We start from the raw sequence: 25,018 nt of genomic DNA, 5'->3' as shown, positions 1-25,018 counted from the left end.
GTCTCTGGTGTGGCGAGGGATGAAAAAAAGCCGGGCGCATGGCCCGGCTTGTGCGTGGTTGCCGCTTCGGCAGCTCAGTGGCCGGAGGCGCCCGAAGCTCCCAGACCCGTTTCCGAACGCACCTGCTGCGCGGGGAACACGGCGCGTTCCCTGGCGGCCTGGGCACTCTTGTCGAGCACCGAGAACAGCCACACGCCCACGAAGCCGATGGTCATGGAGAACAGCGCGGGCGATGCATAGGGGAACCAGGCCGAGCCTGCAGGGTTGCCCAGCGTGGCTTCCCAGACCGGGGGCGAGACGATGGTCAGGCCCACCGAGGACGCCAGGCCCATGAAGCCGCCGATCACGGCGCCCTTGGTCGTGCAGTCCTTCCACAGCACCGACAGCAGCAGCGGGGGGAAGTTGGCCGAGGCCGCGACCGCGAAGGCCAGCGACACCATGAAGGCAATGTTCTGCTTCTCGAACACGATGCCCAGCAGCACGGCGATGGCGCCCAGCGTCAGCGTGGTGATGCGCGAGACGCGCAGCTCGGCGGCGCTGTCGGCCTTGCCCTTCTTGATCACGGTGGCGTACAGGTCATGCGACACGGCCGAGGCGCCCGACAGCGTCAGGCCCGCGACCACGGCCAGGATGGTGGCGAAGGCCACGGCCGAGATGAAGCCGTAGAACACGTCGCCGCCCACGCTCTTGGCCACCAGCACGGCCGCCATGTTGGCCGTGCCCGCGCCGCCGTGGATCACGCCCTTGACCGTGTCGGCCATCTCGGGGTTGGTCAGCACCAGGGTGATGGCACCGAAGCCGATGATGAAGATCAGCACGTAGAAGTAGCCGATCCAGGTCGTGGCCCAGAACACGCTCTTGCGCGCTTCCTTGGCGTCGGGCACGGTGAAGAAGCGCATCAGGATGTGGGGCAGGCCCAGCGTGCCGAACATCAGCGCCATGCCGAAGCTGATGGCCGAGATCGGGTCCTTGATGAAGCCGCCCGGGCCCATGATGGCCAGGCCCGCCTTGGCGGCGGCCGAGGGGTCGGCGCCGTTGTTGGCAGCGATCTCGGAGCGCACGCGCACGCCTTCGGCGAACAGCGCCTCGGGGCTGAAGCCGTACTTGGCCAGCACCATGAAGCCCATGAAGGTCACGCCGGCCAGCAGCATGCAGGCCTTGATGATCTGCACCCAGGTCGTGGCCGTCATGCCGCCGAACAGCACGTAGATCATCATCAGGCCGCCCACCAGCACCACGGCGATCCAGTAGTCCAGGCCGAACAGCAGCTTGATCAACTGGCCCGCGCCCACCATCTGCGCGATCAGGTAGAAGGCCACCACCACCAGCGTGCCGCTGGCCGCGAAGGCGCGGAACGGTGTCTGGGAGAAGCGGTAGCCGGCCACGTCGGCGAAGGTGAACTTGCCCAGGTTGCGCAGGCGCTCGGCCAGCAGGAAGGTCAGGATGGGCCAGCCCACCAGGAAGCCGATGGAGTAGATGAGGCCGTCATAGCCGCTGGCCATGACCGAGGCCGAGATGCCCAGGAAGGAGGCGGCCGACATGTAGTCGCCCGCAATCGCCAGGCCGTTCTGGAAGCCCGTGATACCGCCGCCGGCCGTGTAGAAATCGGCCGCCGACTTGGTGCGGCCCGCGGCCCACTTGGTGATCCACAGCGTGGCCACGACGAAGGCCGTGAAGAGAATGATGGCGGTCCAGTTGGTGGCCTGCTTGGCGGCCACGCCGACATCGCCGCCGGCGGCCAGCACGGGCCCCGTCAGGGCCAGCGCCACGGCGGGCGCCAGCAGCATGCGTTGTGCGGAATTCTTCATTTCGTGGCGTCCTTCAGGATGTCCTGGGTGAGCTTGTCGTACTCGCCATTGGCACGGCGCACGTAGAGGCCGGTGACGATCACCGAGAACACGATCACGCCCATGGCAATAGGAATGCCCAGCGAGGTCACGCCCGCGCCAATGGGCTGGGCCAGAAAGGATTTGTCGAAGGCAATCAGCGCGATATAGCCGTAATAAACGACCAGCATCAGCAGCGTCAGAAAAAGGCCCAGGCGATTGCGTCTGGACCGCAGCTCCTGGTATTTGGGATGGCGCTGTATCTTGTCTACCACCGGATCGGTCATGGTTTGTCTCCTGAAGTTGGAATCGCGGCGGCAGCCCCATGGATCTGCAGCCTTGCGGCGCATTCTGGAAACTGCTTCTGACCGAGTGCTTACGCAGTGCAGCATGGTTTGCCAGGGTTTTTACGGTGCTTTTCACATGGAAAAAGACGGCATCAGGGTTGCTGCTGAGTTAGTAAGAAATCGTTCAGTTCGCCGTCAATTTCTGTAAGAGGTGAGTCAGATTCGCGTCAGCAGGCAGGCGGATAGTGAATCGGCGGGCCTATGGCAAGCCCGCTAAATATTCAATAAATCAAGGAGACAGACATGGCTATCAACGCATCGCAAGGCGCGGGGGTCAAGGCGACCCCGCGGCCCATGACTCCGGAAGAACGCAAGGTAATCTTTGCCTCGTCGCTAGGCACGGTTTTCGAGTGGTACGACTTCTATCTCTACGGATCGCTGGCGGCCATCATCGCCAAGCAATTCTTCAGCGGGCTCGATGCGGGATCGGCCTTCATCTTCGCGCTGCTGGCCTTCGCGGCCGGCTTCATCGTGCGGCCCTTCGGCGCACTGGTGTTCGGGCGGCTGGGCGACATGATCGGCCGCAAGTACACCTTCCTCGTGACCATCCTGATCATGGGCCTGTCGACCTTCATCGTCGGCATCCTGCCCACCTACGCCAGCATCGGCGTGGCGGCGCCGGTGATCCTCATCGGCCTGCGCATGCTGCAGGGCCTGGCCCTGGGCGGCGAGTACGGCGGTGCGGCCACCTATGTGGCCGAGCACGCGCCGCACGGCAAGCGCGGCGCCTACACCTCGTGGATACAGACCACGGCAACGCTGGGCCTGTTCCTGTCGCTGCTGGTGATCCTGGGCGTGCGCACCTCCATCGGCGAGCAGGCCTTCGCGGACTGGGGCTGGCGCATTCCCTTCCTGCTGTCCATCGTGCTGCTGGGCATCTCGGTGTGGATCCGCATGACGCTGTCCGAGTCGCCAGCCTTCCAGAAGATGAAGGCCGAGGGCAAGGTCTCCAAGGCTCCGCTGTCCGAGTCCTTCGGCCAGTGGCGCAACCTCAAGATCGTGATCCTGGCGCTGATCGGCCTGACCGCCGGCCAGGCTGTCGTCTGGTACACGGGCCAGTTCTATGCGCTGTTCTTCCTGACCCAGCAGCTCAAGGTCGATGCGGTGACGGCCAACCTGCTGATCGCGGCGGCACTGATCATCGGCACGCCGTTCTTCGTGATCTTCGGTTCGCTGTCCGACAAGATAGGCCGCAAGCCCATCATCATGCTGGGCTGCGTGCTGGCCGTGGTGACCTACTTCCCCGTGTTCAAGGCGCTGACCGAAGCGGCCAACCCCGACCTGGCCGCGGCCCAGGCCAAGAGCAAGGTGGTGATCGTTGCCGATCCCAAGGAATGCTCGTTCCAGTTCAATCCCACGGGCACTTCCAAGTTCACCAGTTCCTGCGACGTGGCCAAGCAGCTGCTGGCCGCCGGCTCGGTCAGCTATGACTCCGAGGACGCAGCGCCCGGCAAGACGGCCTTCATCCGCATCGGCAGCACCGAGATCCCCTCGTTCTCCGTCAAGGGCCTGAGCCCCGAGGAAGCCAAGGCCAAGGACGCCGAGTTCAAGAAGACCGTGGCCAAGGTGCTGGCCGAGGACGGCTATCCCACCAAGGCCGACCCCGCGAAGATGAACAAGGTGATGATGGTCGCCATCCTGACCTACCTGGTCATCCTCGTGACCATGGTCTACGGCCCCATCGCCGCCATGCTGGTGGAGCTGTTCCCCACCCGCATCCGCTATACCTCCATGAGCCTGCCGTACCACATCGGCAATGGCTGGTTCGGCGGCCTCCTGCCCACCATGTCGTTCGCCATCGTGGCCCAGACCGGCAACATGTACAGCGGCCTCTGGTATCCCATCGTCATCGCGGGCGCCACGGCCATCATCGGCACGCTGTTCCTGCGCGAGACCAAGGATGTGGATATCTACGCGAATGATTGAGGGCTCCCCCTGAGGCGCTGACGCGCCTTCCCCCGTATGCACGGCGCCTTCTCTCGCTTCGCGGGAGGGGGACGACGCCATCGCCGCGAGGCGGCTCTTGCTCGGCGTCTCTGAGTTGGGGCCGCGCCGGTTGCATGCGGTGTGCGCAGTATCCGACTGTGTTTTGTGGCGCTGCATTGACGAAAGCCCATGGCGGTTTGCCATGGGCTTTTTTCGTATGGCGCTTCTACTGGTTTTCCATGTCATGCCTGTGGCAGCAAAGCATCAGATCGCGCATTTTCAGAGGCGGCCGTACATTTTTTGACATGCCCGCACCTAGAATTCGCAGCAGCCGCAAATGGCACTGATCTAGAGCCGGAGTCGGCCCTGAGATTTCAAGAATACCCACTCAACAATCCCAAGGAGATGCCGAGATGATCAAGATGAACCGCGTTGCCCTGGCCGTGCTGGCCGTGCTGGGTTCCACCACCGTGATGGCGCAAAGCAGCGTCACGATCTATGGCCGTATCAACACCACGATCGAGCGCCAGAAGATCGGTGACGAAAGCGTCAGCAAGATGGAGAACAACTCCTCGCGTTGGGGCATGCGCGGTGTCGAAGATCTGGGCGGCGGCCTGAAGGCCGGCTTCGTGCTGGAAAGCGGCTTCGCTTCCGACACCGGCATGGGCTCCTCCTCCACCGGCGCGCTGACCTTCGGCCGCCAGAGCGAAGTGAACCTGTCGGGCAACTTCGGTATGCTGCGCCTGGGCAACTTCTTCCCCGGCTCGTACTTCGCCACGGCCGACTACGTGAGCATGCACAACCATGACACGGGTTCGTCCTCCGACGCGCTGTACTTCGATCCCGTCTGGTTCGCCAGCGGCCTGGGCACCGCCAACAAGATCTCCTACACCACGCCCAACTTCGGCGGCCTGACGGTGGAAGGCTCGGTCTCCATGCACGAGAAGGCCACCGCCCTGGCCAAGAAGAAGAACGGCTACGACCTGGCCGCCAACTACAACGTGGGCCCCCTGGCCCTGGGCGCCGGCTACAGCCAGTTCGACGAAGACAAGCAGCTGGCCTTCCGCGCTGCCTACACTCTCGGCCAGTTCGTGCTGGGCGGCTACTACCAGCGCAACGACGAAGAAATCCGCGGCACGCGCAACAACTTCCGTCTGTCGGGCATGTACACCCTGGGCGCTTCCGAGTTCCACGTGAACCTGGGCCACGCCAACAAGTGGAGCAACATTGCCGACTCCGGCGCCAACCAGTGGACCCTGGGCTACAACTACAACCTGAGCAAGCGCACCAAGGTCTACGGCTACTACACCAAGGTGGACAACAAGGCCGGCGCCAACTACATGACCGGCGTGAAGGGCGCGGACTTCTCGTCCTTCGCCGTCGGCGTGCGTCACGCATTCTGATCGCCGCGCGGCGTAAGCCGCGAGCAAAGCAGGTCTGTTCCAATCAGCACCTGCCTGCCATCAGGCCTCGTACCGAAAGGTGCGGGGCCTTTTTGTCTGGGCCCGTCTTTTCACAGCCTGATCAAGGAAATACCCATGAGGATCATCGCGGCCGGTTGCCTGGCCTTTGTTGTCGTGTCGCTGCTGGCCATCACCCAGGTGAAGGGCGTGCCGGACGGGCAGGCCATGCCTGCCTCCGTGCAGATGGCCAAGTAAGACCTTGAAAGAGGCACGAGCCCCGGACTGGTTCCGGGGTTTTTTTATGGTCGCGCGGATGCGTTGAGGAGGCGTTTTGTGTTTAACCTGTATGAAAATACAGGTATTGAGAAGCGTCCGATGCCTGACGCATGGACTGCCTAGAATGTTTGGCTCCCACTGACCACACAACATCCATGACGCACGGTCTGATTCGAATTCGCGGCGCACGCCAGCACAATCTCCAGAACCTGGATCTCGACATCCGTACCGGCGAGCTGACCGTGGTCACGGGGCCCAGCGGCTCGGGCAAGTCCAGTCTGGTGTTCGATACCCTGTATGCCGAAGGCCAGCGCCGCTATGTCGAGACCTTCTCGGCCTATGCGCGGCAGTTCCTGGACCGCATGGACAAGCCGGCCGTGGACCGTGTGGAAGGTGTGCCGCCGGCCATCGCCATCGACCAGACCAATCCCGTCCGCAACTCGCGCTCCACCGTGGGCACGATGACCGAGCTCAACGATCACCTGAAGCTGCTGTTCGCGCGTGCGGCCCAGCTGTTCGACCGCGACACCGCCGTGCCCGTGCGCCACGACACGCCCGACAGCGTGCTGGAGGAGCTGGCCGAGCGTTGCCGGCAGGCCGGTGATCCGCGCATCGCCATCACCTTCCCCGTCGAGCTGCCCGCCAACACCACGGCCGCCGAGGTGGAGCAATGGCTGTCGGCCAGCGGCTTCACCAAGGTCCAGGCCGAGCGCGAGGCGGAGAAGGCGGGCGCCGTGGAGCCCGCTGCAGACGCCAAGGGCAAGAAGGCCAAGGCGGCGGCGCCGCTTAAGGTCAAGATGCTGGACGTGGTGGCCGACCGCTTCCGCCTGGGCAATGTGGAGCGTGCCCGTGTCTACGAGGCCATCGAGGTCGCGCTCAAGCGCGGCAGCGGCCACATGACGGTCTATGTGCTGCCTGAATCCGCCGTGGAAGCTGCAGGTGGCCAGCCCACCGAGCCCCAGCTGTGGAAGTTCTCGCTGGGCCTGCACTGCCCCGAAAGCGGCCTGAGCTACCAGGAGCCGATTCCCTCGCTGTTCTCCTTCAACTCCGCCGTGGGTGCCTGCGAGGCCTGCCGGGGCTTTGGCCGCGTGATCGGCGTGGACTGGGGGCTTGTCATCCCCAACGACAAGCTCACCCTGCGCACGGGTGCCATCAAGCCCGTGCAGACGCCGGCCTGGAAGGAGATCCAGGACGACCTGATGCGCCACGCCGAGGCCGAAGGCATCCCGCGCGACACGGCCTGGGCCAAGCTCACCGATGCGCAGAAAAGCTGGGTGCTGGACGGCTCGCCCAACTGGAATGGCAAGTGGACCCAGACCTGGTACGGCATCAAGCGCTTCTTCGAATACCTGGAGAGCAAGGCCTACAAGATGCACATCCGGGTGCTGCTGTCCAAGTACCGCAGCTATACCGAATGCCCCACCTGCGGCGGCGCGCGCCTGAAGACCGAAAGCCTGCTGTGGCGCCTGGGCGGCAAGCAGGCCGCCGATGCCGTGCTGCCGCCCGGCGACGAAGGCCGCTACCGCCGCTTCATGCCGAAGGGCGTGGCCTGGAGCCGCGAGCAGCTGGACGCGCTGCCGGGCCTGTGCCTGCACGACCTGATGCAGCTGCCCCTGGTGCGGCTGCGTGATTTCTTCCAGCAGCTGGCGCCGGCTGCCGACGCCCCGCTGCATGACGGCGAGGCCCAGGCCCTCAAGATGCTGCACGCCGAAATCATGGCGCGCGTGCAGTACCTGTGCGACGTGGGCATCGGCTACCTCACGCTGGACCGCCAGAGCCGTACGCTGTCGGGCGGCGAGGTGCAGCGCATCAACCTGACCACGGCCCTGGGCACCTCGCTGGTCAACACCCTGTTCGTGCTCGACGAGCCCAGCATCGGCCTGCACCCGCGCGACATGGAACGCATCACCGAGGCCATGCAGCGCCTGCGCGATGCAGGCAACACCCTGGTCGTGGTCGAGCATGACCCGGCCGTGATGTTCGCGGCCGACCGCATGATCGACATGGGCCCCGGCCCCGGCGCGCGCGGCGGCCAGATCGTCTTCGACGGCACGCCCGAGGACCTGCGACATGCCGACACGCTGACCGGCGCCTACCTGGGCGGCCGCAAGCAGGTGGGCTTCGGCCTCAAGCGCATGGTGACCGAGTCCACGCCGCGCCTCATCCTCGAAGGCGCGCGCGAGCACAACCTGCGCAGCATCGACGTGGACTTTCCGCTGCAGCGCCTGGTCACCATCACCGGCGTCAGCGGCTCGGGCAAGTCCACGCTGATCCAGGACGTGCTGGTGCCCGCGCTGATGCGCCACTTCGGCAAGCCCACGGATGCGGCCGGCGCCTTCGAGCGCCTGCTGGGCGCCGACCACCTGAGCGACGTGATGTTCGTGGACCAGTCGCCCATCGGCAAGACGGCGCGCTCCAACCCGGCCAGCTACGTGGGCGCCTGGGACTCCATCCGCGAGCTGTTCGCCATTGCGCCGCTGTCGCGCCAGCGCGGCTACACGGCCGCCAAGTTCAGCTTCAACAGCGGCGACGGCCGCTGCCCCACCTGCGGCGGCTCGGGCTTCGAGCATGTGGAGATGCAGTTCCTCTCCGATGTCTACCTGCGCTGCCCCGACTGCAACGGCACGCGCTACCGCCCCGAGATCCTGGAAGTCACGATCGAGCGCCACGCGGCCGGCGAGCTGCAGCCGCGCAAGCTCAACGTGGCCGATGTGCTGGAGCTCACCGTGGCCGAGGCGGCCCTGCTGTTCGCCCAGGACCGCGAGGTCATCCGCGCCCTGCAGCCCATCGTCGATGTGGGCCTTGAATACGTGAAGCTGGGCCAGCCCGTGCCCACGCTGTCGGGCGGCGAGGCCCAGCGCCTCAAGCTCGCGGGCTTCCTGGCCGAGGCGGCCAAGTCCCAGGCCAAGTCGAAGCAGGCGCTGGCCAAGAAGGGCACATTGTTCCTGTTCGACGAGCCCACCACGGGCCTGCACTTCGACGACATCGCCAAGCTCATGCGCGCGCTGCGCAAGCTGCTGGAGGCCGGCCATTCGCTGATCGTCATCGAGCACAACCTGGACGTGATCCGTGCCAGCGACTGGCTGATCGACCTCGGTCCCGAAGGCGGCGACGGCGGCGGCGCCATCGTGGCCCAGGGCACGCCCGAGGAGGTGCGCCAGGTGCCTGGCTCGCACACGGCCCAGGCGCTGCGCGAGTACGACCTGGCCATGGGCGTGGGCGGCGAGGCCGTGCGCGAGGTCGCCCCCATGCTCTACAAGAGCCAGCGCAAGGCGCATGCCATGTCGGGGGCGGCCGCCAGGAATGCCATCGAGATCGTCAACGCCAAGGAGCACAACCTCAAGCAGCTGTCGGTGGAGATTCCTCGCGGCAAGTTCAACGTGGTGACGGGTGTCTCGGGCTCGGGCAAGTCCACGCTGGCCTTCGACATCCTGTTCAACGAAGGGCAGCGACGCTACCTGGAATCGCTCAACGCCTATGCGCGCTCCATCGTCCAGCCTGCGGGCCGGCCCGAGGTGGATGCGGTCTACGGCATTCCGCCCACCGTGGCCATCGAGCAGCGCCTGTCGCGCGGCGGGCGCAAGTCCACCGTGGGCACGACCACCGAGGTCTGGCACTTCCTGCGCCTGCTCTACGTCAAGCTGGGCACGCAGCACTGCATCCACGACGGCGCCGCCGTGCAGCCGCAGACGGAGGAAAGCATCGCGGCCCAGCTGCTCACGCAGTTCCGGGGCCAGACCATCGGCCTGCTGGCGCCGCTGGTGGTCAACCGCAAGGGCGTCTACACCGAGCTGGCCGACTGGGCTCGGCCACGCGGCTACACCCATCTGCGCGTGGACGGCGAATTCCTGCCCACCACGGGATTCCCGCGCATCGACCGCTTCAAGGAACACACCATCGAGCTGCCCGTGGCCAGCATCACCGTCACGGCGGCCAGCGAGCGCGAGCTGCGCGGCCACCTGGCGCAGGCGCTGGAAACAGGCAAGGGCGTGCTGCATGTGCTGTCCGGCCTGGACAACCTGGCCGATGCCATGGCCGGCGGCCGGAGCACGGCCGGCATCGGCAGCCTGCAGGTGTTCTCCACCCAGCGCGCCTGCCCGGTCTGTGCCACCAGCTATGCCGAGCTGGACCCGCGCCTGTTTTCCTACAACAGCAAGCACGGCTGGTGCCCCGACTGCGTGGGCACGGGCGTCAAGCTCACCAAGGACCAGCGCAAGGTCTATGACGACACCCTGCTGGTCGAGGACAACCGGGGCCGCGAGGTCAAGTTCGAAGGCCAGGAAATCGAAGACCTGGCCGAAGTGACCTGCCCCACCTGCCAGGGCACACGCCTGAACGCCACGGCGCGCGCCGTGCGCTTCCATGGCGTGGGCATTGCCGAGATCGCCCAGCTGTCGGTCAACGACGTGCGCAAATGGGTGCAGGCGCTGGCGATGTCGGGCCGCGAGGCCGATATTGCGCGCGACCTCATCCCCGAGATCCAGAGCCGCCTCGAATTCCTCGAGGAAGTGGGCCTGGGCTACCTGACGCTGGACCGTGGCGCGCCCACGCTGTCGGGCGGCGAGGCCCAGCGCATCCGCCTGGCCGCGCAACTGGGCAGCAACCTGCAGGGCGTGTGCTATGTGCTGGACGAACCCACCATCGGCCTGCATGCGCGCGACAACCAGATCCTGCTCAACGCCCTGCACAAGCTGGGCGACAAGGGCAACACCCTGGTCGTGGTCGAGCATGACGAAGACACCATCCGCCGCGCCGACCACATCATCGACATCGGCCCCAGCGCCGGCATACGCGGCGGCCGCCTGGTGGCCCAGGGCACGGCGGCCGACATCATGGCGGCCGAGGACTCCATCACGGGCCGCTACTTGCTGCACGCCATGCGCCACCCGTTCCAGCCGCGCCGCTGGGTGGGCGAAGGCCAGCCGCCGCAGGCGGCCGCCGAGCTTGCCGCCGTGGCCGAACCGGTGCCGGAACCCGCGCCTGTCAAGGTATCCAAATCCAAAAAGAAGGCCGCGCCTGTCGTTGTCGAAGCCGAACCCGCGTCCGACGCACTGGGCTGGCTGACCGTGCGCGGCGCCCATTTGCACAACCTGCAGAACGTGGATGCGCGCGTGCCGCTCAAGCGCCTGGTGGCCGTCACGGGCGTCAGCGGCTCGGGCAAGTCCACGCTGGCGCGCGACGTGATGCTGGCCAATGTGGCCGCCTGGGTGGGCCAGCGCGCCACCAAGGCCGGGCGCGATGCCATGGATGCGGGCAAGGCGCCGCCGCTGTCCGGCTGCAAGGGCCTGCAGGGCTTCGAGGGCATAGACCGCGTGCTGGAAGTGGACCAGACCCCCATCGGCAAGACCCCGCGCAGCTGCCCGGCCACCTACATCGGCTTCTGGGACACCATCCGCAAGCTCTACGCCGAAACGCTGGAGGCCAAGGCGCGCGGCTACGCGGCCGGCCGCTTCTCGTTCAACACCGGCGAAGGCCGCTGCCCGGCCTGCGAGGGCCAGGGCATGCGCACCATCGAGATGAGCTTCCTGCCCGACGTGAAGGTGCCGTGCGAGGTCTGCCACGGCGCGCGCTTCAACCCCGAGACCCTGGCCGTCTCCTGGCGCGGCAAGAGCATTGGCGACGTGCTGCAGATGGAGGTGGACGAGGCCGTCGAGTTCTTCGCCAGCATGCCCAGCATCGCCCACCCGCTGCAACTGCTCAAGGACGTGGGCCTGGGCTATCTCACGCTGGGCCAGCCTTCGCCCACGCTGTCGGGCGGCGAGGCCCAGCGCATCAAGCTCGTCACCGAGCTGACCAAGGTGCGCGACGACGTGACCCGGCGCGGCAACAAGGCGCCGCACACGCTCTATGTGCTGGACGAACCCACGGTGGGCCTGCACATGGCCGACGTGGACAAGCTCATCCGCGTGCTGCACCGCCTGGTGGATGCGGGCCACAGCGTGGTCGTCATCGAGCATGACCTGGACGTGATCGCCGAGGCCGACTGGATCATCGACCTCGGCCCCGAAGGTGGCAAGGACGGCGGCCGCATCATTGCGGCCGGCACGCCCGAGGATCTGGTGGCGGCGGGCACGCACACGGGCAAGGCGCTCAAGCCCGTGCTGGCCCGTTGAGCCTCAGGCGCAGGCCACGCCTGCGCTGCGTGCGGAGTCTGCGGGCAGGCGGCTGCTCCAGAAGACCAGCACCAGGCCCACGGCCGTCAGCGCGGCGGCGGCCCAGCCCAGGTTGACCAGGCCCAGGCCACCGGCCAGGGCCAGGCCGCCGACCCAGGCACCCAGGGCATTGCCCAGGTTGAAGGCCGCAATGTTCAGGCTGGAGACCAGGTTGGCGCCCTGGGGGCCGGCCTGGTCCAGCACGCGCATCTGCATGGGAGCCACCGTGGCGAAGGCCACGACGCCCAGCACGATCACATAGGCCATGGCCACGGCCTGGTTCCCGAAGGCCCAGCGGCCTGCCGCCAGCACCACCATCAGCGCCGCAATGCTCCACACCAGGGCGCGCATCACGCCCCGGTCGGCCAGCTTGCCGCCCAGCAGATTGCCTGCGGCCAGGCCCGCGCCGAACAGCAGCAGGGTCAGCGCCACCAGGCTGTCGCCCATGCGGGTCACCTGGGTCAGCAGCGGCTCCACATAGGTGTAGAGCGCAAACACGCCCGCAAAGCCGAAGGCCGTGATGCCCAGGCCCAGCCAGACCTGGCCGTTGGCCAGCACGGCCAGCTCCTGCGCCAGCGGCGTGACCTCGGGGCGGCCCTGGTCGCGCGGCACGAAGGCGGCCAGGATGGCAAAGGCCAGCACGCCGATCGCGGCCACGGCCAGGAAGGCGCTGCGCCAGCCGAACATCTGGCCGATCCAGGCGCCGGCAGGCACGCCGAGCAGGGTGGCCAGGGTCAGGCCCGAGAACATCAGCGCAATCGCCGACGCCTTCTTGTCCGCGGGCACCAGGCCCGTGGCCACCACGGCGCCCACGCCGAAGAAGGTGCCGTGGGTCAGCGAGGTCAGCACGCGCGCCGACATCAGCCATTCATAGCTGGGCGCGAACGCGGCGGCCAGATTGCCGGCGATGAAGATCAGCATCAGCGCCAGCAGCAGGCGCTTGCGCGGCCATTGGCGCGTCAGCAGCGTGAGCACGGGCGCGCCCACGGCCACGCCGATGGCGTAGCCCGAAATCAGCGAGCCCGCCGTGGGAATGCTGATGTGAAGATCCTGGCTGACCTGTGTCAGCAGGCCCATGATGATGAATTCCGTGGTGCCGATGCCAAAGGCACCGGCCGCCAGGGCGAGTAGGGAAAGAGGCATGGACGGATTCCTTGTGATCCTTGGTGTGATGTCCATTAATGTCGCACTGCAACATACCTTTGTGTAGATGGAATAATGGAAACGGATCTGTTCCTGTGTGGAATAGATGACCTCTTTTCAGGAGACGCCATGCCCGCACTTGCCCCACCCACGGCCACCGACACAGGCAACGCCGATGCCAACCGCTTTGCCGAGCTGGAAATGCTGATCCTGGTGGCCGAGCGCGGCAGCCTCTCGGCCGCTGCGCGCCACCTGGGCATCTCGCCCTCGGCCGTCAGCAAGAGCATGTCGCGGCTGGAGGCGCGCCTGGGCGTGCAACTGCTGCAGCGCAGCACGCGGCGCCTGCATCTCACGCCCGAAGGCTGCCAGCTGTTCGAGCGCGGCAAGCGCGTGCTGGCCGACCTGGAGGAACTGGAGGCCTGCGTGGCCGTGCGCAGCGAACCACGCGGCCTGGTGCGCATCAACACCAGCTCATCGACCGGAAAAATGCTGCTCGTGCCCCTGGTGCCGCAATTGCTGCAGCGCCATCCCGGGCTGAGCCTGGAACTGAGCTTCACGGACCAGATCGTGGACCTGGTAGAGGCCGGCACCGACATCGCCGTGCGCTGGGGTCAGCTTCCGCCCTCGGACATGGTCGCGCGGCTGCTGGGCCACACGCGGCAGGTCATCCTGGCCTCACCGCAGTACTTGGCCCGCATGGGCAGACCCCTGCATCCGGACGAGCTGGGCCACCATGTGCGCCTGGGCTGGAGCTACCAGCGCGCCATACCGCACTGGCCATTTCTGGTGGACGGCCAGCGCGTGGCCGTCGATATCGGGGAGGTGGTGCGCGTCAACGACGGCGATGTGATGCGCGAGCTGGCGCTGCACGGCACGGGCCTGGCCCGCCTGTCGCTGTACCACGCCTGGGCCGACGTGCTCGCCGGCCGGCTGGTGCCCGTGCTGGAGGAATTCAACACGGGCGACCTGGAGCCCATCCATGCCGTCTACCTGGGCAAGCCCGACCGCCTGCCCCCGCGCACGCGTGTCGTGCTCGACTTTCTGCAGGCGCATGTGGACCTGCGGCATGCGGAGCAGCTGCCGGCGCTGCGCTGAGGCGGGCTGGTAGGTCCTGTATTACTCCTGCTCGCCTGGCAGGGGGGTGGCGTTGAGGCTCTGGCTCTCGATGTACTCCAGCAGCGCCGAGTATGCGGGCTCTGCAGGGGCCGAATTGGCGTAGACGATGCCGGTGCTCACGTTCTGCGGTGTGGTCCAGCGCTTGACGAACAGGCGCTGGTCGGCACGGTCGCCATTGGTGTTGGAAATTCCGTCGCCGTCGTTGATGCTGTAGACGTAGCGATAGCCGCGCAGAATCTGGCCCGAGCTGTTGACCCAGACACACAGTGTCTGGCCCGCAAGCGTGCCGCGGACCTGATGCTCGCAGAGGAACTGACCATCCTCGGTTGCCATGATGCCATTGCCGTTGGCAGTGGCACCGCCTTGACGAGTCAATTCCGCAGCCACGGTTTGAAGGCCCTCCGAGCCCCAGGAGGTCATGTTCCAGACGCCACGCAGGCTGGAGGCCGTGGCCGGATAGCCGAAGTTGAACCGCGAGATCGCCACCTCACGCTCTCCGGGCAGTGTGATGAAGCCGGAGACACCACTGGTGAAACGGATGCTGACCTGGCCCATGTTGCGGTCCTCGGAGCCCGAAAGCGGGCCGCTGCCCAGGTGGCGACCGCCCTTGTAGCGCATCAGCGGCGCAGAAAAACGGTTGTTGCTCAGTGAACCCGAGGTCATGTAGAAGCTGGGCTGGCCATTGCTCTCATAAGCATACATTTGCATGACCAGCGTGCCGTTCTGTGCGTCGATGGCCAGCCCGCGCCCGGGTTTGCCATCAAGCTCCGAAGTCACGACCCAGGTGCCATTGCTGGGCATGAATGCGTGCGCCAGGCCGCAGCCCAGCAAGATGGCTGCTGCCAATGTTTTCTTGAACATGGTCCCTCTCTGTCTGATTAAGAAAATGCATGGGCATTCTAGCCATCGTCTTTACAAAGAGAAACAGTGCGATGATTTTGAGTGGTTCTTGCTGGAGTCCCTGAAATGGGTTCGTACGCCGGCAATGTGTTTTCCGGCGTGCGTATTCAAACTTTCTTGAAAGCGCCCGGATTCCATCCATTCACAGGCCTGCCCTGGCATTGCCCACGGGCCGAAAGGCGCGGGCTCCCTGTCCATCCCGACCAATCGCCCAGGCACACCAGGCCGATACCGCGCCCGCAAACACTACATACAGGCACACCAGCCACGGGCTGCCACCGGCCGTCTTGACCAGCGCCGTCGCAATGATGGGCGTGATGCCGGACGCGAAAATGCCCGAGAACTGGTAGACGAAGGAAATGCCGGTGTAGCGCACCTTGGCGTCGAACAGGTCGCAGAACAGGGCGGCCTCGGGACCGTAGACCGCCGCGTAGAGAATGCCGAAGGGCACGACGATGGCTATCCATATCAGCAGCACATTGCCGCCGCTGTGGGCCATGAGCCAGAAGGCGGGGAAGGCCGAGATGGCGGTGATCAGCGATCCCCACAGATACACGCGGCTGCGGCCCAGGCGGTCGGACAGGCGGCCGAACAGCGGAATCGTGAAGCACATCACCACGGCGGCGACCATCACGCCGATCAATGCATCCGTGCGGCTGATCTGCAGCGTGGAGGTCAGGTAGCTGATAGAGAACACGCCGAAGACGTTGAAGAACACGCCGTCGATATAGCGTGCGCCCATGCCCTTGAGCACATTGCCGGGGTAGCGCCGCATCATGTCCATGAAGGGAATCGCGGTCTCGGCATTGCGTGCCTTGACGGCCGCGAATTCGGGCGTCTCCTTCACATGCAGGCGGATGTACATGCCCACGGCCACCATGAGTCCCGAGATCAGGAACGCGACGCGCCAGCCCCAGGCCATGAACTGCTCTTCGGTGCACAGCCAGGACAGCAGGGCCACCACGCCCGAGGCCATGAACAGGCCGATGGCCAGGCCCACCTGCGGCAGGGAGGCGTAGAAGCCCCGCTTTTCCTTGGGCGCGTATTCGTAAGCCATGAGCACGGCGCCGCCCCATTCGCCGCCCAGGCCTATGCCCTGGGCCACGCGCAACAGCAGCAGCAGCACGGGCGCGGCCACGCCGATCTGGGCATGCGTGGGCAGCAGGCCGATCAGGAAGGTGGACACGCCCATGATCATCAGCGTGACCACCAGGATGCTCTTGCGCCCCACGCGGTCGCCGAAGTGCCCGAAGATCACCCCGCCCAGCGGCCGCGTGACAAAGCCCACGGCAAAGGTGGTGTAGGCCAGCAGCGTGGAGATCAGCGGATCGTCGCTGGGAAAGTACAGCTTGCTGAACACGATGCCGGCGACCACGCCGTACAGGAAGAAGTCATACCACTCGATGGTTGCGCCGATGAGCGCGGAGGTCACCACCTTGCGGATGACCCTGGGATCGGTTGCCGTCGTCATGCTGTCTCCTGGTTGTCTGTCGCATTGCCGGGATGCAGGAACGGGCAGTCATGCGACCTTGAGCTGCCCTGTCTCTCCGTGCCTGTCTTCGCGAACCATGTCGGCGGCCTTCTCGGCCATCATCACCACGGGCGCATTGGTGTTGCCCGAGACCAGGGTGGGCATGACCGAGCAATCGACCACGCGCAGGCCGGCCATGCCGTGCACGCGCAGGCGCGCATCGACCACGGCCAGGGCGTCGCTGCCCATGCGGCAGGTGCCGCTGGGGTGGAAGATGGTGGCGCCGTGGTTGCGGCAGAACTCCAGCAGTTGAGCATCGCTGTGCGCATCGGGGCCGGGCTTGACCTCGCGCTTCACGAAGGGGCGCATGGCCGGCGTGTCGGCAATGGCGCGTGCGGCACGCACGGCCGCCACATTGGTGCGGCGGTCCAGTTCGGTGGCCAGGTAGTTGGGCTGGATGGAAGGCGGCTCGAAGGCATCGCGCGAACGGATGCGCAACTGCCCGCGTGACTCGGGCCGCAGCTGGCAGACCGACATGGTGAAGCCCGAGTACGGATGGACCTGCCCGCCTGCCATGTCGGCCGACAGCGTGGAGACGTGGAACTGGATGTCGGGCGTGGCCGCCACGGGCCGGCCCTGCTCGTCCCTGAGCGCACGCATGAAGCAGCCGCCCTGGTTGATGCCCACGGCCAGCGCGCCCGAGCGGAACAGCAGCCATTCCAGCCCCAGCTTTGTCCTGCCCACCCAGGAATTGAGCTGGTCATTGGTGGTGATGGGCTGGCTGCATTCGTAGCCCAGGCGGATCTGAAGATGGTCCTGCAGGTTCTCGCCCACGCCCGGCAGGTCGTGCACCACGGGAATCCCCAGGGACTGCAACAGCGCGGCCGGGCCTATGCCCGACAGTTGCAGCAGCTGCGGCGACTGGATGGCGCCTGCCGACAGAATCACCTCGGCCCGCGCCTGGGCCTGGCGCTCCTGCCCGCCTTGCCGGTAGCGGATGCCGGTGGCGCGCCGGCCGCGCAGCACCAGCTGCGTGGCCATGGCGTCGGTCTCTATGCGCAGATTGGGGCGGCGCCGGGCCTCGCCCAGATAGGCCTTGGCCGTGCTGCAGCGCAGGCCCTTGTGGGTGGTGAGCTGGTAGTAGCCTGCGCCCTCCTGGTCGCGGCCGTTGAAGTCCTCGGTGCGGGGCACGCCGACCTGGCCTGCACCGGCAATGAAGGCCTCGATCAGCGGATGCTGTGCGCCGATGTCCGAGACCTTGAGCGGCCCGTCCGCGCCATGGCCCGGGAAGGCGCCGCGCGCATTGCCTTCGGACTTCACAAAGTAGGGCAGCACCTCCTCATACGACCAGCCCGCATTGCCCAGCGCCGCCCAGTGGTCGTAGTCCTCGCGCTGGCCGCGCACGTAGATCAGGCCGTTGATCGAACTGCTGCCGCCCAGCGTGCGGCCGCGCGGCCAGTAGATGCGCCTGCCGTTCATGTTGGGGTCCGGGTCGGTCTCGAACTTCCAGTTGTAGACGGGGCTCCACATGGTCTTGCCGTAACCGATGGGCAGGTGAATCCAGGGCGAGCGGTCCGGCGGGCCGGCCTCCAGCAGCAGCACCCGCGTGGCCGGGTCCTCGGACAGGCGCGCGGCCAGCACGCAGCCGGCAGAGCCTGCTCCCACGATCACGTAGTCATAGCTGTCGATGGGGTCCGGCATGCAGTGGCTCCTTTTGAGTTTCTTTTGAAGGAACTATTTGTTCCTTTGAGTGAAACTTATTCTTTGCCGCCGTGGACTGCAACCCCGCGCAAACCCTTGCCGCCTCCTGGCGATCAGGCATGATCGAAAGCGTTTCCGGCCTTCCACACGACACGACACCGCCCCATGCCGCCATCCCTTGCCAGCGCTGCCCCGGACCCCACCCCTGCACGGCAGGACGAAGCGAACTCGGTCTCCGATCGCTCCCTGGCCGTGCTCGATTTCGTGACCCAGGCCGAGGCCCCGCCAGGCCTCATGGACATCGCCGCCGCGCTCAACCTGCCCAAGGCCACGGCCTCGCGCCTGTGCTCCCACCTGGAGGCGCGGCAATGGCTGTTGCGCCATGAGGGTGACCGCAGCTTCTCCCCGGGCCCCAAGCTGCTGAGCCTGGCCGTGCGCGCCCTGCAAGCCGACCCGCGCCAGGCCCTGCGCCATGAGTTGCTGTCCCAACTGGTGGCCCGTCTGGGCGAGACCTGCAACCTCACCGTGCTGGACGGCACGCGCGTGCGCTACCTGGACCGTGTCGAGACCCACTGGCCGCTGCGTATCCAGCTGGAGGCCGGATCGATGGTGCCCATCCACGCCACGGCCAGCGGCAAGCTGTTCCTGGCCCATATGCCTGCGGCCCGGCGCGCGGCCATTCTGGACAGCGTGGAACTCACCGCCTGCACGGCCAACACGCTGACCACGCGCGAGGCGCTGGCACAGGAGTGCGCGCGCATCGTGCGCGAAGGCCACTCCTGCGATCGCGAGGAATTCATGCGCGGCATGATCGCCGTGGCCGTGCCCGTGCGCGATGCCAAGGGCCAGTGCCGCGCCACGCTGGCCGTGCATGCGCCCGAGGCGCGCATGCCGCTGGCGCAGGCGCTGGAGGGCCTGCCGCACCTGAAGGAAACGGCCCAGCGCATGGCCGGCCTGCTCTTCTGAGGCGCTGGGCGCCCCGGAAAAAAGGCCCCCACGCTACCCTTGCTGCGCAAGGTCCGCTGCCCCCCAAGGGGGCCGCTTTTTGCCTTGGGGCGGCCCGGCGGCAAAATAAGGCCCCCACGCTACCCTTGCTGCGCAAGGTCCGCTGCCCACCAGGGGGGCGCTTTATGCCTTGGGGCGGCCAGGCGGCAAAAAAAAGGCCTCACTCGGAGGCCCTTGTCGTCACTGGAAGCCCAGCGTATGCGGCAACCAGGTGGACAGCGCGGGGATGAAGGTCAGCAGGCACAGCACCACGAAGTGGGCCAGCAGGAACAGCGGCATCTCGCGCGTGAGATCGGTGATGGACACGCGCGTGGCCACCGAGGTCACGAACAGCAGCCCGCCCACGGGCGGCGTGATCATGCCCAGCGTCAGGTTCACGATCACCACCATGGCGAAGTGCGTGGGATCGATGCCCAGGCTGAACGCAATGGGCGCCAGGATGGGCACCAGGATCATCACGCCGGGCAGCGGCTCCATGAAGATGCCGAACACCAGCAGCAGGATGTTCACCGCGATCAGGAACAGGGTGGGCGACAGCTGCCAGCTCACGATCAGCTCGGACAGGTACTGCGGAATGCCCTCCACCGTCAGCACCCAGGCAAAGGCGGCCGAAGTCGCCATCACCAGCAGCACCGAGGCCGTCAGCATGGCCGAGCGCGCCGCAATGCCCGGCAGCGCCGACCACTGCAGCGTGCGGTACACCCACTTGCCGCAGACCAGGGCGTAGAACACGGCCACCACCGACGCCTCGGTGGGCGTGAAGATGCCGAAGCGGATGCCCACCACGATGAGCACGATCAGCATCAGCGCGGGAATCGCCTTGAAGCTGTTGATCCACATCGTGCGGCCGTCGGGGCGCGGCTCGGTGGAGCGGTAGTCGCGCTTCTTGCAGACCCACCAGTTCACGGCGGCCATGGCCAGCGCGATCAGGATGCCGGGGATGAAGCCGGCCATGAACAGCCCGCCCACCGACACGTTCTCATCCTGCAGCGCGTAGATGATCATGCTCACCGACGGCGGAATGATGGGCCCCACGATGGCCGTGCTGGCCGTCAGCGCCGCCGCGTAGGAGCGTGCATAGCCGGCCTTGTCCATCATCTTGACCATCATCGAGCCGGGACCGGCCGCATCGGCCAGAGCCGAGCCCGAAATGCCCGAGAACAGCGTCAGCGACAGCACATTGGCATAGCCCAGGCCGCCGCGCAGATGGCCCACGAACTGTGCGGCAAAGCGCAGCAGCACATGCGTGAGCGCGCCGCCCGACATCAGCTCGGCCGCCAGGATGAAGAAGGGCACGGCCATCAGCGGAAAGCTGTCTATGCCCGTGAACATCTCCTTGAACACGATGAGCTGCGGATAGCGGCCGCCCACGAAGACGGCCAGTGCGGCGGAGATCGCCAGCGCGAAGGCCACCGGAAAGCCCAGCGTGAGCAGGACGATGATGGCGATGAAAAGCGTGATACCCATGATGTGTCTGCCTGGTGGATCAGATCGATGCGGCTGCGTCGGCATCCATCTCATCCGACTCCGCGAACGAGCCGTCTGCGATATACCCGCGCGCAATGAACAGCAGATGCACCAGCATCAGCACGAAGCCCACGGGCATGGCCGCGTAGACGAAGGAGATGGGAATGTCCGTGGCCGCCGTGGTCTGGAAGCGCGTGGCCCAGACGTACTGCGACGAGGCCACCGCCATCACCGCGCAGAACAGGCCCACGCCCAGCACCACGAGGCGGCGAAGCCACTGCGCCTTGCGCGTGCCCACCGAGCGGTGCAGGTTGTCGATGGCCACATGGCCGCCGAAGCGCAGCACCAGGCCCGCGCCCAGGAAGGTGACCCAGATCATCATGTGCCGGGCCACTTCCTCGGCCCAGACAATGGAGTCGCCCGTGGTGTAGCGCAGCACCACATTGGCAAACACGATGCAGGCCATGGCCAGCAGCAGCACGATCAGCAGCCAGCGGTTGCAGGCCACAAGGGCGCGTTCGATTCGGTTGAGCATAGGAGTGGGCGAGGGCAGGAGGGGAGTGGCGCAAGGGCCGGGCTGCCGCCGGAGGTCAGATCATCGGCGCGGGCGCCGTGCGGGGCCACAGGTGTTGCCCGCAGCGGGTCGCCCTGCATTGCGGGCCGCAGCCCGCAATGCGTCAGGGGGTTACTTGGCGTTGGCGATGGTGTCCAGCGTCTTCTGGCCGAACTTCTTTGCGTATTCCTTGTAGGCCGGCTCCAGCGCCGTGCGGAAGGCGGCCTGGTCCACCTTCTCCACCACCTGCATGCCGTGGCTCTTGGCCTCTTCCACGCCCTTCTTCTCCACCGTGTCCACGAACACGCGCGAAGCGATGGCGCCCGACTTGGCGCCCTGCGTGAAGGCCGCCTTCTGGCTGTCGTTCAGCGTGCCCCAGAACGAGGGCGACACCAGCAGGGCCATGGGCGCGTACACGTGGGCCGTCAGCGTCAGGTGCTTTTGCACCTGCCACAGCTTGGCCGAGGCCAGCACCGAGATCGGGTTCTCCTGGCCGTCGATCGTGCCCTGCTGCAGCGCACCGATCACTTCGGGCCAGGACATGGGCGTGGGCGATGCGCCCAGCGTGCGGAAGGCCGTGATGTGCACGGGGTTCTCGGTCACGCGGATCTTCAGGCCCTTGAGATCGGCCACGCCGTTGACGGCGTGCTTGTTGTTGGACAGGTGGCGAAAGCCCTGCTCACCCCAGGCCAGCGCGACCAGGCCGCGCTTGCTGAACTTGGCCAGCAGCTCCTGGCCGAAGGCGCCGTCCAGCACGGCGCGCGCATGCTGCGTGTCGCGGAACAGGAAGGGAATGTCCACCACGCCCACATCGGGCACGAAGTTGCTGATGGCGCCCGTGGAGACGATGGCCGCCTCCACCGTGCCCAGCTGCAGGCCCTCAATCAGCTCGCGCTCGCCGCCCAGGGCGGAGGCGGGGAACTGCTTGAACTTGTAGGCGCCGTTCGTGCCCTTTTCCACCGCATCGGACCAGGCCTGGGCGGCCGCGCCGTAGTGCGAATTCACGGCCAGGGCGTAGCCCACCTTGACCTCTTTGGTCTGGGCCAGGACGGCGCCAGCCGAGGCAGCCGCCATGGCGGCCACGCAGGTCGAAAGAAGGGTGCGGCGGATCATTTGCATAGCGGCAGTCTCACTTGTTGTGTGTTGAAAAATGGCCCCCACGCTCCCCTTGCAGGCAAGGTCAGTGGCTACCCCGCAGGGAGCCTTTTTTCATCCTGGGGCGGCCCGGCGATGAAAAAAAGAGCCCATGGATTGTAGTGACCACTCCCCTTGTGGCGACCACGTACAAAGCGCTCGTCATGTGCGTTGAGGTACATCTGATTTGGCGATGTCGTGGGCAGCGACCGGCATATCAACCAATGGACAGACGCACCGGCTTTCCCACGCGGCTCAACATTTCAACCAGGGCATCAATGGTGAACTTTGCAGTCTTTCTGTTCACTACATCCGAGATGCGCGGGCGGGACACCATCAGGATCTCCGCCGCGTCTGACTGCTTCAGGTGATGCTGTGCAATCCATTGCGCCAGCTCCGCCATCAACTGCTCCTTGAGAAGATGGGTGTCGTTGATCTGCTGGCGCGATGCAGCTTGCAGCTTCAATGCCTCGTCTTCAGGAAAGCCCAGCTCCAGAAAGAGGTTTGCCTTCGCCTTGGTCACATGGCGGATTTCTGTATCGATCTTCATTTGTTGGCCTTTCTCATGTGGACCACGGCACGGTAGCGCGCCGATGCGATGTCCTTGTCGTGCCGGCTTGTCACCTGTGATTTCTTCTGGAAGCAGTGCAATACATAGACCGCTTCCTCGAACTTGGCCACATACATCACCCGGAACGCTCCGCTGGCGTCCCTCACGCGGATCTCCCGTGTCCCGGCGCCCACGTCGTCGAAGGGTTTCCAGTCCTCCGGTTCCTGGCCTGCCTGAACCTTGCTCAACTGAAAGCCCGCATCTCGCCTGGGGCCTGCGGGAAAGTCCCGCAGATCGTCGTATGAGGATCCGACCCAGCGGATGTCTTTGTCCTGCTCCATGGAAGATCCTTGTATAAAATTTTATACAGGCATGCCGAAGGCGTAAAGCGGCTGTATGGCCTTTCGAGTGCGTGCATCAAAGCAAAAACGCCCGAGGCGCAGGCATCGGGCGTTTTGCGTCATGGCAGGGGTGCCGTCTTCGTGCGCACGGCTCAGCGTGCCCCGATCCGCTCGAACTCGCTCTCCACCGCCGCATGCGCCTTCAGGATGCTTTGCGAAGGCGCAGGGCCCATGCGGCTGACGACTACCGTGGCCAGCCAGGCCAGGATGAAGCCGGGGATGATCTCGTACAGGCCCAGCCAGCCGAACTGCTTCCACACCAGCACCGTCACGGCGCCGGTGATGATGCCTGCCAGCGCGCCGCCGCGCGTCATGCGGCTCCAGAACAGCGACAGGATGATCACCGGGCCGAAGGCGGCGCCGAAGCCGGCCCAGGCGTAGCTGACCATGCCCAGCACCTTGGAGTCGGGGTTGCTGGCGATGGCGATGGCGATCAAGGCCACCAGCAGCACCATGGCGCGGCCGATCCAGACCAGTTCGATCTGGCTGGCATTCTTGCGCAGGAAGGTGCGGTAGATGTCTTCGGTCAGCGCGCTGGAGCACACCAGCAGCTGGCACGACAGCGTGCTCATCACGGCCGCCAGGATGGCCGCCAGCAGCGCGCCCGAGATCCAGGGGTTGAACAGCTGCTTGGTGATCTCCATGAACACCGTCTCGGCATTGGCGTTCACGGCAGCGGCGCCACCGGGGTTGGCCGCGAAGTAGGGGATGCCGATGAAGCCCACGGCCACGGCGCCGGCCAGGCACAGGATCATCCAGGTCATGCTGATGCGGCGGGCCGAGGGAATGGTCTGCACCGACGAGGCCGCCATGAAGCGCACCAGGATGTGCGGCTGGCCGAAGTAGCCCAGGCCCCAGGCCAGCAGCGAGACCACGCCCACGAAGCTGGCGCCACGGAACAGGTCGAATTTCTCTGCCGCCACGATGGCGTGCAGGTCCTGGCCCGGCTGCAGATGGCCCTGCACGGCCAGCCAGGCGATCACGGGCGCCAGGATCAGCGCCGTGATCATCATCGAGGCCTGGATGGTGTCCGTCCAGCTCACGGCCAGGAAGCCGCCGATGAACACATAGGCGATGGTGCACAGCGCGCCCACCCACAGGGCCGTGCTGTAGGGCATGCCGAACATGTTCTCGAACAGGCGCGCGCCCGCCACCACGCCCGAGGCGCAGTACAGCGTGAAGAACACCAGAATCACCACGGCCGTCACGATGCGCAGCACGTTGGAGTGGTCCTCGAAGCGGTTGGCCAGGTAGTCGGGCAGCGTCAGCGCATTGCCGGCGCGCTCGGTGTACAGGCGCAGCCGCGCCGCCACCAGGCGCCAGTTCAGGTAGGCGCCCAGGATCAGGCCGATGGCGATCCAGGCTTCCGACAGGCCGGACAGGTAGATGGCGCCGGGCAGGCCCATCAGCAGCCAGCCGCTCATGTCCGAGGCGCCGGCCGACAGCGCCGTCACGAAGCTGCCCAGGCTGCGGCCGCCCAGGATGTAGTCGGAAAGATTCTTGGTGCTGAAGTAGCCGATGGCGCCGATGCCGAGCATGGCGACCAGGTAGATGGCGAACATGATCGCCGTCGGGTCGTTCCAGTTGAATTGCATTGAAGTGTCCTGCGTTGGTCGTGTTTTTTCGGGTGGTGCGGGGCGCTTGCCA

At 66.1% G+C, this 25,018-nt stretch carries 17 protein-coding genes; 5 read left to right on the top strand and 12 right to left on the bottom strand.

Annotated features, from left to right (window positions below):
• Positions 1-74: 74 nt before the first annotated feature.
• Together ACF8LI_RS24385 and ACF8LI_RS24380 are read right to left on the bottom strand one after the other, a co-directional pair.
• Positions 75-1,808 (bottom strand): cation acetate symporter, encoded by a 1,734-nt coding sequence (locus ACF8LI_RS24385; protein WP_016450046.1) that lies wholly within the window; start codon positions 1,806-1,808, stop codon positions 75-77.
• Positions 1,805-2,113, bottom strand: a complete 309-nt coding sequence (locus ACF8LI_RS24380; protein WP_012207753.1) for a DUF485 domain-containing protein — start codon at positions 2,111-2,113, stop codon at positions 1,805-1,807. The genes ACF8LI_RS24385 and ACF8LI_RS24380 overlap by 4 nt, the downstream gene beginning before the upstream one ends.
• A gap of 303 nt (positions 2,114-2,416) precedes the next feature.
• On the opposite strand from ACF8LI_RS24380, the gene ACF8LI_RS24375 reads away from it, so the two are divergent.
• From ACF8LI_RS24375 to uvrA, 3 genes are all read left to right on the top strand, one after another.
• Entirely contained in the window at positions 2,417-4,099 is a 1,683-nt protein-coding gene (locus ACF8LI_RS24375; RefSeq protein ID WP_016450047.1) for an MFS transporter, read from the top strand.
• Between the two features lie 413 nt (positions 4,100-4,512).
• Positions 4,513-5,502, top strand: a complete 990-nt coding sequence (locus ACF8LI_RS24370; RefSeq protein WP_016450048.1) for a porin — start codon at positions 4,513-4,515, stop codon at positions 5,500-5,502.
• A 431-nt stretch (positions 5,503-5,933) separates the two neighbouring features.
• A complete protein-coding gene (gene uvrA / locus ACF8LI_RS24365) occupies positions 5,934-11,891 on the top strand; it encodes an excinuclease ABC subunit UvrA (protein ID WP_392414434.1) in 5,958 nt (1,985 codons plus the stop codon).
• 3 nt (positions 11,892-11,894) lie between these two features.
• Here uvrA and ACF8LI_RS24360 read toward each other — a convergent pair whose 3' ends face one another.
• Entirely contained in the window at positions 11,895-13,073 is a 1,179-nt protein-coding gene (locus ACF8LI_RS24360) for an MFS transporter (protein WP_392414433.1), read from the bottom strand.
• Between the two features lie 129 nt (positions 13,074-13,202).
• On the opposite strand from ACF8LI_RS24360, the gene ACF8LI_RS24355 reads away from it, so the two are divergent.
• Positions 13,203-14,168 carry a LysR family transcriptional regulator gene (locus ACF8LI_RS24355; protein WP_392414432.1) on the top strand — a complete coding sequence of 322 codons (966 nt, stop codon included), beginning with the start codon at positions 13,203-13,205 and terminating at the stop codon, positions 14,166-14,168.
• Between the two features lie 21 nt (positions 14,169-14,189).
• Here ACF8LI_RS24355 and ACF8LI_RS24350 read toward each other — a convergent pair whose 3' ends face one another.
• From ACF8LI_RS24350 to ACF8LI_RS24340, 3 genes are all read right to left on the bottom strand, one after another.
• On the bottom strand, positions 14,190-15,050 hold the full coding sequence (locus ACF8LI_RS24350) for a hypothetical protein (protein ID WP_392414431.1): 861 nt from the start codon (positions 15,048-15,050) through the stop codon (positions 14,190-14,192).
• A gap of 181 nt (positions 15,051-15,231) precedes the next feature.
• A complete protein-coding gene (locus ACF8LI_RS24345) occupies positions 15,232-16,560 on the bottom strand; it encodes an MFS transporter (protein WP_392414430.1) in 1,329 nt (442 codons plus the stop codon).
• A gap of 48 nt (positions 16,561-16,608) precedes the next feature.
• Entirely contained in the window at positions 16,609-18,261 is a 1,653-nt protein-coding gene (locus ACF8LI_RS24340; RefSeq protein WP_374006631.1) for a GMC family oxidoreductase, read from the bottom strand.
• Between the two features lie 165 nt (positions 18,262-18,426).
• Here ACF8LI_RS24340 and ACF8LI_RS24335 point away from each other — a divergent pair, with 165 nt between their 5' ends.
• Complete coding sequence (locus tag ACF8LI_RS24335) at positions 18,427-19,227, top strand: IclR family transcriptional regulator (protein ID WP_016450056.1); 801 nt, start codon at positions 18,427-18,429, stop codon at positions 19,225-19,227.
• 219 nt (positions 19,228-19,446) lie between these two features.
• On the opposite strand, the gene ACF8LI_RS24330 is transcribed toward ACF8LI_RS24335, so the two are convergent.
• From ACF8LI_RS24330 to putP, 6 genes are all read right to left on the bottom strand, one after another.
• Positions 19,447-20,733 (bottom strand): TRAP transporter large permease, encoded by a 1,287-nt coding sequence (locus ACF8LI_RS24330; protein WP_016452769.1) that lies wholly within the window; start codon positions 20,731-20,733, stop codon positions 19,447-19,449.
• Between the two features lie 19 nt (positions 20,734-20,752).
• Positions 20,753-21,268 carry a TRAP transporter small permease gene (locus tag ACF8LI_RS24325; protein ID WP_013800419.1) on the bottom strand — a complete coding sequence of 172 codons (516 nt, stop codon included), beginning with the start codon at positions 21,266-21,268 and terminating at the stop codon, positions 20,753-20,755.
• A gap of 150 nt (positions 21,269-21,418) precedes the next feature.
• The gene (locus tag ACF8LI_RS24320) at positions 21,419-22,405 is read right to left on the bottom strand and encodes a TRAP transporter substrate-binding protein (RefSeq protein WP_046237939.1); all 987 of its coding nucleotides are present in this window, start codon (positions 22,403-22,405) and stop codon (positions 21,419-21,421) included.
• A 232-nt stretch (positions 22,406-22,637) separates the two neighbouring features.
• Complete coding sequence (locus ACF8LI_RS24315) at positions 22,638-22,970, bottom strand: helix-turn-helix domain-containing protein (RefSeq protein ID WP_013800421.1); 333 nt, start codon at positions 22,968-22,970, stop codon at positions 22,638-22,640.
• Positions 22,967-23,311: a type II toxin-antitoxin system RelE/ParE family toxin gene (locus ACF8LI_RS24310; RefSeq protein ID WP_013800422.1), complete on the bottom strand. Its 345-nt coding sequence runs from the start codon at positions 23,309-23,311 to the stop codon at positions 22,967-22,969. Before ACF8LI_RS24310 ends, ACF8LI_RS24315 begins: the two co-directional genes overlap by 4 nt.
• A gap of 152 nt (positions 23,312-23,463) precedes the next feature.
• Positions 23,464-24,966 carry a sodium/proline symporter PutP gene (gene putP / locus ACF8LI_RS24305; RefSeq protein WP_012207739.1) on the bottom strand — a complete coding sequence of 501 codons (1,503 nt, stop codon included), beginning with the start codon at positions 24,964-24,966 and terminating at the stop codon, positions 23,464-23,466.
• Positions 24,967-25,018 lie beyond the last annotated feature (52 nt).

Source organism: Delftia sp. WSY_12, assembly GCF_043104645.1.
In the GTDB taxonomy this organism is placed as follows: domain Bacteria; phylum Pseudomonadota; class Gammaproteobacteria; order Burkholderiales; family Burkholderiaceae_C; genus Comamonas; species Comamonas tsuruhatensis.
Note: the sequence above shows the minus strand (reverse complement) of the source record. Positions and strands in the feature narration are given on the sequence as shown.

Bases quoted from the DNA above. Each gene is read 5' to 3' on its own strand.
- ACF8LI_RS24385 (WP_016450046.1), bottom strand. From the start codon at position 1,808: ATGAAGAATTCCGCACAACGCATGCTGCTGGCGCCCGCCGTGGCGCTG.
- ACF8LI_RS24380 (WP_012207753.1), bottom strand. From the start codon at position 2,113: ATGACCGATCCGGTGGTAGACAAGATACAGCGCCATCCCAAATACCAG.
- ACF8LI_RS24375 (WP_016450047.1), top strand. From the start codon at position 2,417: ATGGCTATCAACGCATCGCAAGGCGCGGGGGTCAAGGCGACCCCGCGG.
- ACF8LI_RS24370 (WP_016450048.1), top strand. From the start codon at position 4,513: ATGATCAAGATGAACCGCGTTGCCCTGGCCGTGCTGGCCGTGCTGGGT.
- uvrA (WP_392414434.1), top strand. From the start codon at position 5,934: ATGACGCACGGTCTGATTCGAATTCGCGGCGCACGCCAGCACAATCTC.
- ACF8LI_RS24360 (WP_392414433.1), bottom strand. From the start codon at position 13,073: ATGCCTCTTTCCCTACTCGCCCTGGCGGCCGGTGCCTTTGGCATCGGC.
- ACF8LI_RS24355 (WP_392414432.1), top strand. From the start codon at position 13,203: ATGCCCGCACTTGCCCCACCCACGGCCACCGACACAGGCAACGCCGAT.
- ACF8LI_RS24350 (WP_392414431.1), bottom strand. From the start codon at position 15,050: ATGTTCAAGAAAACATTGGCAGCAGCCATCTTGCTGGGCTGCGGCCTG.
- ACF8LI_RS24345 (WP_392414430.1), bottom strand. From the start codon at position 16,560: ATGACGACGGCAACCGATCCCAGGGTCATCCGCAAGGTGGTGACCTCC.
- ACF8LI_RS24340 (WP_374006631.1), bottom strand. From the start codon at position 18,261: ATGCCGGACCCCATCGACAGCTATGACTACGTGATCGTGGGAGCAGGC.
- ACF8LI_RS24335 (WP_016450056.1), top strand. From the start codon at position 18,427: ATGCCGCCATCCCTTGCCAGCGCTGCCCCGGACCCCACCCCTGCACGG.
- ACF8LI_RS24330 (WP_016452769.1), bottom strand. From the start codon at position 20,733: ATGGGTATCACGCTTTTCATCGCCATCATCGTCCTGCTCACGCTGGGC.
- ACF8LI_RS24325 (WP_013800419.1), bottom strand. From the start codon at position 21,268: ATGCTCAACCGAATCGAACGCGCCCTTGTGGCCTGCAACCGCTGGCTG.
- ACF8LI_RS24320 (WP_046237939.1), bottom strand. From the start codon at position 22,405: ATGCAAATGATCCGCCGCACCCTTCTTTCGACCTGCGTGGCCGCCATG.
- ACF8LI_RS24315 (WP_013800421.1), bottom strand. From the start codon at position 22,970: ATGAAGATCGATACAGAAATCCGCCATGTGACCAAGGCGAAGGCAAAC.
- ACF8LI_RS24310 (WP_013800422.1), bottom strand. From the start codon at position 23,311: ATGGAGCAGGACAAAGACATCCGCTGGGTCGGATCCTCATACGACGAT.
- putP (WP_012207739.1), bottom strand. From the start codon at position 24,966: ATGCAATTCAACTGGAACGACCCGACGGCGATCATGTTCGCCATCTAC.